Source organism: Pseudoruminococcus massiliensis (genome assembly GCF_900291955.1).
Classification (GTDB): domain Bacteria; phylum Bacillota; class Clostridia; order Oscillospirales; family Acutalibacteraceae; genus Pseudoruminococcus; species Pseudoruminococcus massiliensis.
Genome location: NZ_OLMR01000001.1, coordinates 432,386 through 444,942 on the forward strand (window position 1 = coordinate 432,386; position 12,557 = coordinate 444,942).

General features: G+C 37.5%; 16 protein-coding genes. All 16 read right to left on the bottom strand.

The window, feature by feature from the left end; translation table 11 throughout:
- Positions 1-42 precede the first annotated feature (42 nt).
- The 16 genes from C9914_RS02060 to C9914_RS02135 all read right to left on the bottom strand — a co-directional run bounded on the left by C9914_RS02060 (position 43) and on the right by C9914_RS02135 (position 12,334).
- Positions 43-438: a metal-dependent transcriptional regulator gene (locus tag C9914_RS02060; RefSeq protein WP_106763008.1), complete on the bottom strand. Its 396-nt coding sequence runs from the start codon at positions 436-438 to the stop codon at positions 43-45.
- Between the two features lie 145 nt (positions 439-583).
- Positions 584-1,123, bottom strand: a complete 540-nt coding sequence (hpf, locus tag C9914_RS02065; protein WP_106763010.1) for a ribosome hibernation-promoting factor, HPF/YfiA family — start codon at positions 1,121-1,123, stop codon at positions 584-586.
- A gap of 118 nt (positions 1,124-1,241) precedes the next feature.
- On the bottom strand, positions 1,242-2,405 hold the full coding sequence (locus C9914_RS02070; RefSeq protein ID WP_106763012.1) for an amidohydrolase: 1,164 nt from the start codon (positions 2,403-2,405) through the stop codon (positions 1,242-1,244).
- A 58-nt stretch (positions 2,406-2,463) separates the two neighbouring features.
- A complete protein-coding gene (locus tag C9914_RS02075; protein ID WP_022263760.1) occupies positions 2,464-2,694 on the bottom strand; it encodes a hypothetical protein in 231 nt (76 codons plus the stop codon).
- A 31-nt stretch (positions 2,695-2,725) separates the two neighbouring features.
- Positions 2,726-3,055, bottom strand: a complete 330-nt coding sequence (hisE, locus tag C9914_RS02080) for a phosphoribosyl-ATP diphosphatase (RefSeq protein ID WP_022263759.1) — start codon at positions 3,053-3,055, stop codon at positions 2,726-2,728.
- A gap of 54 nt (positions 3,056-3,109) precedes the next feature.
- The gene (gene hisI, locus C9914_RS02085; protein ID WP_181013428.1) at positions 3,110-3,442 is read right to left on the bottom strand and encodes a phosphoribosyl-AMP cyclohydrolase; all 333 of its coding nucleotides are present in this window, start codon (positions 3,440-3,442) and stop codon (positions 3,110-3,112) included.
- Positions 3,423-4,184 (bottom strand): 1-(5-phosphoribosyl)-5-[(5-phosphoribosylamino)methylideneamino]imidazole-4-carboxamide isomerase, encoded by a 762-nt coding sequence (gene hisA / locus C9914_RS02090; protein ID WP_022263757.1) that lies wholly within the window; start codon positions 4,182-4,184, stop codon positions 3,423-3,425. The genes hisI and hisA overlap by 20 nt, the downstream gene beginning before the upstream one ends.
- Positions 4,185-4,224: 40 nt before the next feature.
- A complete protein-coding gene (gene hisB, locus C9914_RS02095; protein WP_106763015.1) occupies positions 4,225-4,800 on the bottom strand; it encodes an imidazoleglycerol-phosphate dehydratase HisB in 576 nt (191 codons plus the stop codon).
- 34 nt (positions 4,801-4,834) lie between these two features.
- Positions 4,835-5,899, bottom strand: a complete 1,065-nt coding sequence (locus C9914_RS02100; RefSeq protein ID WP_106763016.1) for a pyridoxal phosphate-dependent aminotransferase — start codon at positions 5,897-5,899, stop codon at positions 4,835-4,837.
- Positions 5,900-6,200: 301 nt separating this feature from the next.
- Positions 6,201-7,487 carry a histidinol dehydrogenase gene (hisD, locus tag C9914_RS02105; RefSeq protein WP_106763018.1) on the bottom strand — a complete coding sequence of 429 codons (1,287 nt, stop codon included), beginning with the start codon at positions 7,485-7,487 and terminating at the stop codon, positions 6,201-6,203.
- Positions 7,484-8,134, bottom strand: a complete 651-nt coding sequence (hisG, locus tag C9914_RS02110; RefSeq protein ID WP_022263753.1) for an ATP phosphoribosyltransferase — start codon at positions 8,132-8,134, stop codon at positions 7,484-7,486. Before hisG ends, hisD begins: the two co-directional genes overlap by 4 nt.
- A 23-nt stretch (positions 8,135-8,157) precedes the next feature.
- Positions 8,158-9,354 (bottom strand): ATP phosphoribosyltransferase regulatory subunit, encoded by a 1,197-nt coding sequence (gene hisZ, locus C9914_RS02115; RefSeq protein WP_106763020.1) that lies wholly within the window; start codon positions 9,352-9,354, stop codon positions 8,158-8,160.
- Positions 9,355-9,511: 157 nt separating this feature from the next.
- Positions 9,512-10,312 (bottom strand): hypothetical protein, encoded by an 801-nt coding sequence (locus C9914_RS02120; protein WP_158707311.1) that lies wholly within the window; start codon positions 10,310-10,312, stop codon positions 9,512-9,514.
- A gap of 44 nt (positions 10,313-10,356) precedes the next feature.
- Positions 10,357-10,791, bottom strand: a complete 435-nt coding sequence (locus tag C9914_RS02125; protein WP_106763024.1) for an NUDIX hydrolase — start codon at positions 10,789-10,791, stop codon at positions 10,357-10,359.
- Positions 10,784-11,014 carry an RDAC family protein gene (locus C9914_RS02130; protein WP_106763026.1) on the bottom strand — a complete coding sequence of 77 codons (231 nt, stop codon included), beginning with the start codon at positions 11,012-11,014 and terminating at the stop codon, positions 10,784-10,786. The genes C9914_RS02125 and C9914_RS02130 overlap by 8 nt, the downstream gene beginning before the upstream one ends.
- A 129-nt stretch (positions 11,015-11,143) precedes the next feature.
- Complete coding sequence (locus C9914_RS02135) at positions 11,144-12,334, bottom strand: trans-sulfuration enzyme family protein (RefSeq protein WP_022263748.1); 1,191 nt, start codon at positions 12,332-12,334, stop codon at positions 11,144-11,146.
- Between the last annotated feature and the right edge of the window lie 223 nt (positions 12,335-12,557).

Sequence of the window (12,557 nt, forward strand, 5' to 3'; positions counted from 1 at the left end):
CAAAAAATGCTTGCAGAAAATAAACTCTGCAAGCATTTTTATTTATTCATCATTTTTATCATTTGTTTTCGACATAAATTCTTTTGTAAAGACTTTAATAGCCTCAAAGGTTTCTGCACTTATAACATGCTCTATTCTGCAAGCATCCTCAACAGCAGTTTCTTCATTGACACCAAGACGCATAAGCCAAGTAGAAATCCACTTATGACGCTCATACATAGTTTCAGCAATTTTTTTTCCTTTATCAGTAAGGGTTATATATCCGTCGCTGTCAACATTAACATAGCCATTCTCACGAAGATTTTTCATAGCAACACTGACACTTGGCTTTGAGAAACCAAGCTCATTTGCAATATCAATAGAGCGAACATAAGGATTTTTAATTCTTAACATTAGTATAGTTTCGAGATAATTTTCTGCGGATTCGTGAATTCTCAATCTTCCCACCTCTGGTAGTGTAAAATTTTATAGATTATTTTTATTATTTTAACATAATTTTATGCAGTATTCAAGTATAAATTATTAAAAACGAAATGGAGCAGTACAAAACGAACTGCTCCACTTCATTCAGTTTAAATTTTTATTATTCACCATCTGGCTCAAGAAGTCCATATGTGCCGTCATTTCTTCTATAAACAACATTAATTTCGTTTGTATCGCCATTTCTGAACATATAGAACTGATGTCCGATAAGGTTCATTTCAAGAATAGCCTCATCAACTGTCTGTGGCTTAACAGGGAAACGCTTTGTTCTGACAACCTTATATTCTTCCTCAGTAGCTTCACTCTCAGTTTCGCCAACTGGAGCAAAATATTGGTCAATAGAATCTGCACGCAGACGCTTGCTAAGCTTAGCCTTATTCTTTCTGATTTGACCGCCCAAAATATCGACAACGCTGTCAAGTGCATCGTTCATTTCTGATGCTGAACTCTCTGCACGATAAAGCATTCCATTATCTCTAATAGTAACCTCGACTACTTGGCGATTCTTTTCAACTGTTACAGTAACAGTGACATTTGCTTCTTCACTGAAAATACGCTCAAATTTGCCGAGCTTCTTGTTTACACGCTCTTTAAAATTATCTTTTAGTGTGACCTTTCTTCCAACGATATTAACATTCATACTTAGTGCCTCCTTGATTAATCATTAGGACCTTTGCTAAGATGATTATATCACAATAAACAAAAAAAATAAAGCATTTTTTTAAAAATTATCAGAAAGTTATTAAATTTATCATAAATTATGAATTTATGAACTTGCCTCCTGCTATAACAGCCTTTGGCTTTTTCATAACATCAAGTGGAGAATCGTTAAAGAGTACAATATCAGCATCTTTTCCGATTTCTATTGAACCTACTCTGTTATATATCTTACAAATCTTTGCAGCAGTTGATGTAATTGCACGAATAGCGTCATATTCGTCCATACCCTCACGAACTGCAACAGCCGCTGTCAATGGCAAAAATTGAATCGGTGTTTCTGGGTGGTCAGTAATAATAGCAGTCTTAATGCCATTGTTGCTCATTATTCCAGTTGCCGCTCTGCTAAGATTTTTCAGTTCAGGCTTACTTCTATCCGTCATATAAGGACCTGCAAGAACTGGAATATTTTCCTCTTTAAGCTCATCAAGAATCATATATCCCTCTGTTGCGTGAACTAATACTAAATCAAGATTAAATTCCTTGGCAATGCGTATAGCTGTAAAAATATCATCTGCCCTATGTGCGTGGAAATGTGCAGGAATTTTTCTCTCTAAAAGTGGAATCAAAGCCTCGCATTTTGCATCATATTCTGGCTCGTCAAGCTCATCATCGTTCTGTGCCTTTGCCTTATCTTCCATATAGCGTTTAGCCTTGTATAAGGTTTCTCGGATAAGTGCCGCAGTAGCCATTCTTGTAACTGGCATCTGACTTTTATCATTATAAACACTCTTAGGATTTTCTCCAAGGGCAAATTTCATAGCCGCTGGAGCAGCTACAATCATTTTGTCGATACGCTTGCCATAGGTTTTGATTGCGGCAAATTCTCCCGCAATCGGATTTGCACTTCCTGGTCCTGTCAGAATGGTTGTTATTCCACCCTCTAAAGCCTCCTCAAAGCCACGGTCAAATGGATTTATAGCGTCAATCGCACGAAGCTGTGGTGTAATCGGGTCTGTTGATTCGTTTCCGTCATCACCCTCAAAGCAAAGTCCGTCCTCAAACATACCTAAGTGTGTATGTCCGTCTATAAAACCTGGATAAGCACTTGCACCATCAGCATCTATAAGTTCATCACCACTTGGAGCATAACTCAGCATATCCCCTACTTCAAAAATTTTTCCATCTTTAATTTTTATGTAGCCATTTTCTATGATAGTATCTTCATCATTCATTGTGAAAATTTTTGCATTTATTATATCCATAAAAACCCCCATATTTAGAAACACGCAAGAAATAATCCTGCGTGTCGCTAAAATCAAATTATTTTCTTTTCTTGTTTTTGGCTTTTTCTTTATCTTCTTTTCTATCTCTCATTTCAAGAAGAATTGCTATAATTTTTACAACAGCCCAGCCAAAGCTAAAGGTTATTACCTGAGTTATTATCATTTCTAATGACCAGCCGAGCAGTAATCCAACTACAACTACAAGAATTGCCAAAACAACAACATAGCATATAAGTTCAATAATAAAATTTCTTATAGCTCTTTTCATAAGTAAACCTCAGTTCTTAATCCTCACAAAATCAGGTGTTCTTATCTACCTGATGAAATTGCTTGAGATTGCCTGTTTTGTTGCTTCTCTTATCAAGCTCTGCCATAACATCTTCAACAGCGATTCCCTGGTCAACCATCATAACGAAAAGGTGATAGATAAGGTCTGAAATTTCGAGAACTGTTTCAGAATTATCGCCATTCTTTGCAGCAATAATTGTTTCACTGCATTCTTCGCCAACCTTTTTAAGAATCTTATCTAAGCCCTTATCAAAAAGATAGCAAGTATAAGAACCCTCTTGCTTATTAGACTTTCTATCAAGAATTGTTTCGTAAAGTTCCTTTAATGTATCATTTGTCATTTTAATCATACCTCTCATTATATTTTTAAGGGCTTAAAACCCACAAAAAACTTTTTATAGCAAATCTCTAAAGAAACAGCTATGACTTCCCGTATGACAAGCCGCTCCAGTTTGTTCAACAGTTACAAGCAATGTATCCTTGTCGCAGTCGCCCTTGATAGAGATAACCCTCTGAAGATGTCCAGAAGTTGCACCCTTATTCCAAAGCTCTTGTCTTGAACGGCTATAAAACCATGTATAGCCTGTTTCAAAGGTCTTACGCATGGATTCACGATTCATATATGCAAGCATAAGAACCTCGCCTGTATCTTTTTCCTGAATTATCGCAGGAATAAGCTCAGATTTCTGAAAATAATCATCTATAAAATCAAGATTGCTGGTAGTCATAGCTTGCACCCTTTCCTTTGTTTTCGGCAGCATTGGCAATTTCAACAGCCGCTCTTAAATCAAGACTTCCCGAATAAATGGACTTTCCGCAGATTGCACCATAAACATCAAGGTCAGTAAGATTGATAATATCCTTGAGGTTAGCAACACCGCCAGAAGCAATAATTCTGCAAGAAACAGCTGCTTTAAGCTCGTCAAGCTGATTAAGATTAGGACCTGAAAGCATACCGTCCTTAGAAATATCAGTGAAAATAATATAGCTTACGCCGATTTGCTCCATACGCTTTGCAAGCTCTGTGAAGCTGATTTCTGATGTATCAGTCCAGCCCTCCGCAGAAACCATTCCGTTAAGTGCGTCAATCCCTACGGCAATCTTTACGCCGTATTCCTTTATAGCTTCTTTTACAAGCTCTGGATTTTTGACAGCCGCAGAACCAAGAATAACTCTGTCTATACCCTGACTGAGATAATACTCGATAGAAGCCATATCACGAATACCGCCACCGACTTCTATATGAAGTGAAGTATTTTTGCGAACATCAAGTATAACTTTAGAGTTTTTTCTTTCGCCGTCCTTAGCACCGTCAAGGTCTACCATATGGAGCCATTTTGCACCCTGCTCAGCAAAGCTTTTTGCAGTATCAACTGCGTTTTCAGCGACCTTATGAACGGTAGAAAAATCACCCTTATATAGACGGACACAAGCACCGTCTTTAATATCAATAGCAGGTAAAATAATCATCTAAAATCAATCCTTTCATAATCAAGGAAATACATTTTTATCAAAGAACACCCTTTGTTGAAAGAGTTCCCTTGCCAGTTTCTTTCACAGCCACAGCAAGAGCGTGTGCAACAGCCTTATAAATGCCCTCTGTTGCATGATGTGAATTTGTGCCATACAAAAGCTTAATATGAAGTGTGATTCCTGCGTTAAAAGCCAAGGCTCTCATAAATTCCTCTGTCATACAGGAATCATAACCGCCTATTCTCTCCTCTTTGAATTCAGCGTCAAAAACGAGGAACGGTCTGCCACTTATATCAAGCGAACAAAAAGCAAGTGATTCGTCCATAGGAATATGGAATGAACCATATCTTGCAATACCCGACTTATCTCCGAGAGCCTCTCCGAGTACCTTTCCAAGCACAATAGCAGTATCTTCAATAGTATGGTGACAGTCAACCTCAAGGTCGCCCTTTGTTTTAACCTCAAGACCAAAACCGCCATGAACGCCGAATGCCGTGAGCATATGGTCGAAAAAACCTATTCCAGTATCAATCTTTACATCTCCGCCGTCAAGGTTGAGCGAAACTGAAACATTCGTTTCCTTTGTAACTCTTTCGAGCTTTGCACTTCTCATTTTAAGCAACCTCCTCTGCTGTCGGTTTTCCGATTTAGCTTAACTTCGCAAAAAACTTTTCGAGAACCTCAAGAACGATTTTATTTTCTTCCTCTGTACCTGTTGAAATTCTGATGTGACTATCCTTGAATAAACGGATAGCTATACTATTTTCAGCAAGGAAGTCTGTAATCTCTTTTGATAAATCAGTCTTAATATATACGAAATTAGTACAGGTCGGATAAACAGTCATTGGCACGGAATATTTCTCTTTCAATGCCATAATTCCATTATACAGTGATTTTGTTAAAAATATAAGGCTTTTACGAGAATTTTCCAAAATTTCTGTATTTTTATATATAATTGTACCGATTGCTTGCGAAATTGAGTTCACATTGTACGGTGCTTTAACACTTCTAAGTGCTTTTGTAATAGTTTCATTAGCTATTGCAAAGCCTAAACGCAATGCAGCCGAACCAACGGCCTTAGATGCTGTCTTTAAAATGATAAGATTATCATACTTTTCAACCTCATCTAAAAGAGATTCATTCCAGAAATCCATATATGCTTCATCAAGCACAACCATAGAATTAACGCTTGTAATAAGCTTTCGCATTTCTTCCTTAGATGCACCCGAGCCTGTTGGATTGCAAGGATTTGAGAAAATAATCAAAGCAGCATTTTCTTCATTAGCCTTTTTGATAACCTCATCAACATTAAATGTTAAGTCATCATTCTTGTCTGCTATAACAACTCTATGACCGCCTGTAGTGGCATAAAAGCCATACATTGAAAAATCAGGACTTACTGTCAAAACTGTTCCGCCATCTTCAATCATTGTATAAATGATAAGAGAAATTAATTCATCAGAACCATTTCCAGCGGTAACTGTTTTCGGAGAAAGTTTATAATAATTTGAGAAAGCTTTTATAAGTTCAGTGGCTGTTGGGTCAGGATAGCGGTTAAACTGAACATTTTCAATAGCTTTTTGAATATCAGCTTTTAATGATTCAGGAAGCTGATAGCAAGATTCATTTGCGTCAAGGCGAATATTATATGTACCGCTTATAGGCTCATAAGGTTCAAGTGAACGAACCTTTTCGCATAAAATATATGACATAAAAATCATTCCTTTTTTATAGTAATAAAGCTGTTAGACAAATTTTTAAATATTTAACTTTCAGGGAACCCCCTCCGAGGGTTCCCTACGAAAAACATTCCACTGGAATGTTTTTCTACCCTCCTGCGGTTTAGGAAGTATAAAGTATTTCGCTCTCTGCGGAGAGCGAACAAAGGCTCTGCCTTTGGAAACTGCAAGCCTTTGAAAAGGCTTGAGCGAAACTTTTAAGTTTTATCACATCAACATAAGTATTAGATAAATAACGGGAATCCTTACGGATTCCCGTCTGGAAAGTTTGTTCTTATTTCTTTCTTACAATAATAGAATTTGCGTGAGCGGTTAAGCCCTCTGTATTTGCAAATCTTATAATGTCATCTCTGTCGTTTTGGAGAGCCTCATCTGTATAGTAAATAAAGCTTGATTTCTTAACAAAGGTATCGACAGAAAGCGGTGAGAAAAATCTTGCTGTACCAGATGTTGGAAGAACATGGTTAGGGCCTGCAAAATAATCGCCAAGTGGTTCTGGAGAATAGTTACCTAAGAATACAGAACCCGCATTATCAAGCTTGCCGACATACTCCATAGGATTTTCACAGCAAACCTCAAGATGTTCAGGAGCAAGCTCATTTGCAAGCTCTATTGCTCTCTCCATAGTGTCACAAACGATAATAACACCGTAGTTATCGAGGGAATATTCAATAATATCCTTTCTTGAAAGCTCCTCAACCTGTCTGTAAATTTCCTTTGTTGTATCCTCTGCCAACTTATCAGAAGTTGTAATAAGAATAGCAGAAGCAAGCTTATCGTGTTCGGCCTGACTCATAAGGTCAGCCGCAAGGAATTTTGGATTTGCACTTTCGTCTGCAAGAACGAGAATTTCGCTCGGACCTGCAATCATATCAATATCAACTGTTCCGTAGAGCAACTTCTTTGCGGTAGCAACGAAAATATTACCAGGACCAACAATCTTATCAACCTTAGGAACAGATTCAGTACCATATGCAAGAGCCGCAACAGCCTGAGCACCTCCCATAAGGAAAACTCTGTCAACGCCTGCAATAGCTGCGGCTGCCATAATATCTGGATTAGGCTTGCCGTCCTTGCCCGGAGGAGTTACCATAATAAGTTCAGAAACTCCAGCAATTTTTGCAGGAATAGCATTCATAAGAACAGATGACGGATAAGCTGCTGTACCGCCCGGAACATAAAGACCTACACGCTTTAAGCCACGAATACGCTGTCCCATAATAACACCGTTATCTTTAGTTGTAAGCCAGCTTTGTTGTTTTTGTCTTTCGTGGAAATTGCGAATATTGTCAGCAGCCTTTTTAAGAGTTGCAATAAATTCAGGGTCACAATCAGCAGTAAGAGCTGTAAGTTCTTCCTTTGGAACTTCAAAAGCGTCAGGAGCTTTGCCGTCAAACTTAATAGTATACTCACGAACAGCTTTATCACCGTTCATCATAACATTATTTATGATTTCGCTTACTGTTTCTGTTACATCTTTATTGGTGTTACGGCTTCTTTCGCCGAGCTTTGCAAGAAATTCTACTTCTTGAACACCATCTGCTTTAATTTTTCTAATCATGAGGATTTTCTCCTTTCCTCTTCCATCTTTTGTGCCAATGCCTCAATTTCTGCTTTTCTAAGCTTTAAGCTTGCTGTATTTGCAATAAGTCTTGCAGAAATCGGAGCAACATTATCTTCTATAATAGTAAGTCCGTTTTCTCTAAGAGTAGAACCTGTTTCAACTATATCAACGATAGCATCTGCAAGTCCGAGGAGTGGTGCAAGTTCAACAGAGCCCTCAATCTTGATAACTCTTATATCCATACCCTTGCCCTCGAAAAAGTTTCTTGCAACATTAGGATATTTAGTTGCGATAGTCTTTTCTCCATAGCCTGAGAAAAATTCCTCAGCACTTCTTCCACCCTTGCCAGCAAGTGCGAAACGACACTTACCAAAACCAAGGTCGAGTATCTCAAAGAAACAACTACCGTTTTCCATAATAGTATCTTTTCCAACAACGCCTAAATCGCATACACCGTTTTCGACATATGTAATAACATCAGCAGCCTTTGCAAGAACAACCTCAATATCTCCATCACCTATCGGAAGAATGAGCTTTCTGCCCTTTTCACGAACGGCTGTGCAGTCATATCCTGCCGATTCAAGCAAGCCTATTGTATCCTTTTCAAGTCTGCCCTTTGTAAGAGCAATTCTTAATGGCTTCATATATAATAAAATCCTTTCAAATCTTAATTTAAGAGAACAGTTTCGACTTCTTCATTAACGAAGTCAATTCTTGCTATACCTTTTTTCTTTGCATATGCAATAGCCTCATCTCTTGTAGAGAATACGCTGTTCTCGCAGATAAGTCCGCTCTGTGTGAGTGCTTGATAATGCTTTATAGACTTAACCTCAAAGCTATCATCACCATGAACAAGTACATCAGGCAATGGCTTCATTTTAATCTGACCTCTTGAAAGCATAACCTTTGCAAGAGTGTCTACATTTATACCGAAACCACTTGCAGGCATAGGTGAATCGAAAATATCAAGCAACTTATCATAACGACCACCGATAAGCACAGGTTCACCTGAACCCTCAACATAGCCTGAAAAAACTATATCGCTATAATAGTCATTTCTTTGAGCAAGTCCGAGGTCAATCATAAGTCTTTCACCAAGACCAAATTTTGTAAGGCAATCATAGATTTCCTTGAGATACTCAAGTGGACGAAGTGCGTCCTTATCATCACAAAGCTCAGATGCCTCGTTAAGAACTTCCTCACCACCAAAAAGTCTTGGCAATCTTCTGATTGCTGCAACAGCCTTAGTCTGCTCAAGGGTATCAAGAAAACTATTAAGTGCGGAATAGTTCTTTGCCTCGATGAATGAATGTATATCCTCACGCTCATTATCAGATACAGGAAGCTTATTCAAAAGAGCCTTAAAGAAGCCAGCATGACCAAGTTCTATTCTAAAATCAGGAACACATCTTGTCAATGCCTCGATAGCAGTAGTAATGATTTCAAGGTCTGCACGCTTACCAGAAATGCCTAAAAGCTCTATACCTGTCTGCATAACCTCGTTACTTCTGCCTGTTAAGCCACGATTATTTCTATAAACTCTCTGATTATAATAAAGTCTGATTGGCAAAACCTCGTTTTGAAGTCTTGTAGCAGTCATTCTTGCTATCGGGAGAGTTGAGTCTGGACGGACAACCATAAGTCTGCCCTTAGAATCACTCAATTTAAACATATTTTCCTGCGGAATCTGTGCAGCAGGATTTGAGAAAACATCATAAAATTCAACTCCAGGAGTCAAAACCTCATGAAATCCTCTTTGAGAAAAGACCTCGCCCAAAATATATGAAACCGTCCTTGTGGAAAGGCATTCCTCAAAGAGGAAATCCTTTGTACCCTCAGGAGTAATTTTACTGTAATTTTTCATAATATACCTCATCTCAATTTTGTGCTTTTGCTTTAGCACGCTAATGTAATAATAGGATAACACAAGCATATGATTTTGTCAACCATATTCTTAAATTTAAAATGACCATCATCCTAAAAGGTCGCAGGTAATTATATTCTTAATTTTAATGATATAATCACTTTAAATATTCATTGTAATTTATACATTCTATATATTCCTCAATCAATATATGTATAACTGCTTCATATTTATCAAACAGAGCACTTGTACGGTAATTAAACAGTTTGCTAAGCTCATTTTTATCTGAAAGATTCAAATCATCAGGAAGAATACAAAGCAATGATAGATTCGGCTCGGTTTTAAAGCTGTACGTTTTGCTTATAAAAGCATTATCCAGAATATAAATTCTAAGCTTGTTATCTTTAATAAAGCCTTTAAAATTCATTGCATTATATAAGAAATTCAAAAGCTCGGCATCTGGTTTATTGCCAATATTAAAAACTGTCAATGTATATTCTTTATCCAGCCTATCAAGAAAATCACTGTCATCAGCACAAATTAACTCGCAATATTTTTCTGCATTTTTAACCTTATAAAATTTAGAAAGAGTATACTTTTTCCATGGAATATAAACCGCAGCTGCGGCATAAATTGCAAGTGGTATGAAAATCACAAACCCAGTATAACACATAAATCCTGCAACTGCTATAAATACGAGTAAACTAATTATAAAAACAAGTACCGCTTTCAAAACATCTGATTTTTTCTCAAATATTATTGCATCTGCAAAGTTATCGTATCTTATTGAGCTTGCAGATTTTCTATGCCTGATAAATATTATAGCAGGCGAAAGTAATATAATAAATCCCGCAAAAATTGCAGTGAAAACAATCGTTGCATAAACTGCATCGCCCTTTAAATCAAGTAAGCCAAAAAAACAGACAATAAGTAAAAAATCAATAAATAGTACTGCCAAGCCTATAAGCTCCCAAAATAGATAAGGATGTTTTTTATGAAATTTCATATCATTCTTTCCTTTTTTAAATAATTCAAAACATATTGAAAAATATCAGGCTGAATTGTTGGGTATGTCCAATTTTCGGGAACTTTATCAGTTATGATAATTTTTTCAATCTCGCTATGCAGTTCTGTTTCAAAGCTTCTGATATTTGCATAATACAGCATACCAAAGGTTTCCGCACCATTAAAATTACCTTTTTCAGTGACAGAATAAACTCCGACAGGCTCAATTTCAAAATCTACTGCACCTGTTTCTTCATAAAGTTCACGCTTTGCAGTATCGTCTATGGTTTCATTTTCTTCACGATGTCCACCGGGAATTTCGAAGGTATCTCTTTGCTTATGCTTGCAAAAAATATATTTTCCGTCGTACATAGCAAAGATAACTGCAAATTTCAGTAAACTATCATCAACGCTATCATAAAACTTAACCATTATTCTTACCCTCCTCAACAGTAAAGATCATATTATCCTCTGCAAACTTAACGGATTTATTTAGCTTTGCGAAATATCTTTCAAGTTCGTGCTTAGCGTCCTCATTCGGTTCATCAAGATTAAAATATTGACCTCCGCAGGCATCGTGAAAGTGAACATATACAGAAAGTTTTTCGTCCATATACTTTTTAAGTTTAAGGACTTCATCATAAGTAAAAGCCATAATTTTCCCTCTTACAATAAAATAGGGCTGATATAAAATCAACCCTAAGACAGCTAAAAGCTTACAGTTTTCAAATACATAGAAACTATCTTAATACTTCTCAAAACTCAAGCTATCATCAAATTTTAATTATTTTAGAATACCAGACTTACGAAGTGCCTGATCGAGGTCAGCAATAATATCTTCAGCGTCCTCAAGACCGACAGAGAAACGCATAAAGCCATTATGGAATTCTTCTGGATAGAGATACTGTCTTTCGTCATCTTCGCCGAGGAATACGATAAGACTTCCCTCGTGTCCAAGAGAAACAGCAGAAACAATCATTTTAAGCTCACTTATAAACTTATTGATTGTATCGTGGTCAGCTTTAAGTCCAAATGAGAATACACCACCACAACCGTTTGGCATTTGCTCCTTTGCAAGCTCATAATACTTACTGCTCTTGAGTCCAGGATATGCAACAAAGCTTGTGCAAGGAAGTGACTCGAGGTATTCAGCAACAGCCTGAGCATTCTCGTTGTGCTTTTTCATTCTGAGTGGAAGTGTAACCGAACCACGCATAATAAGCCAAGCATTCATCGGGCTGATTGTAGCACCGAGATTAACCTGAGATTGTGCTCTGATAATATCAAGATATTCTTTCTTACCGATAATAGCACCACCCATAGCATCGCCATGACCATTAATATATTTTGTAAGACTTTCAACAGTAAAGTCTGCACCAAGCTCGCAAGGACGCTGATTATAAGGTGAAGCAAAAGTATTATCACAGGAAAGAAGAATATTATGCTCGTGTGCGAGGTCTGCAATAGCCTTAATATCAGTAACATTGAGAGTTGGGTTACCTGGAGTTTCGATATGAATAAGCTTTGTATTAGGACGAATAGCCGCCTTTACAGCATCAATGTCTGTTGTATCAACAATAGTAGTTTCAATATTAAACTTATTGTTGAAAAGCTCATTCAAAAGACGATATACAGCGATATATGTAACGCTTGAGAAAATAACATGGTCACCGCTCTTGAGAAGTGCAAAGAAAAGACCTGAAAGAGCCGCAACACCACTTGCAAGAACTACGCAATCCTCACCGCCTTCAAGAGAAGCAAGCTTTTCTTGGAGATAACCTTGGTTAGCACCGCCGTTTCTTGTGTAGATATTTACATCTGCATCACTCCAGTTAAGAGTTGTTGCGTCATAAGGGAGTACATAGCTGTTAGCCATTGTGATAGCGTGCTTAATAGCACCTGTGTTAGTGTCGATACCATTGCCAGCGTGTACGGCACGGGTAGCGAAGCTTTGTTTTTCGTTGGTATTGCTCATAGTTTTCATTTCCTCTCTGATTATAATTTTACGGAGTGCCTCCGCCGTCAAGACGCGGAATCGCTCGACAAGTCTCGCTCGTAGTAAGCATAAGCAGCTTGTTCATGCGGAGAAAGTAGCTACCGAGTGAGCTAATATATTTCGCCCCTACAATAGTTTACTAACTTAATCTAAGACAGATAAAAGTTTCGCTTGAGCCTTTTCAAAGGCTCACAGGGTCGAG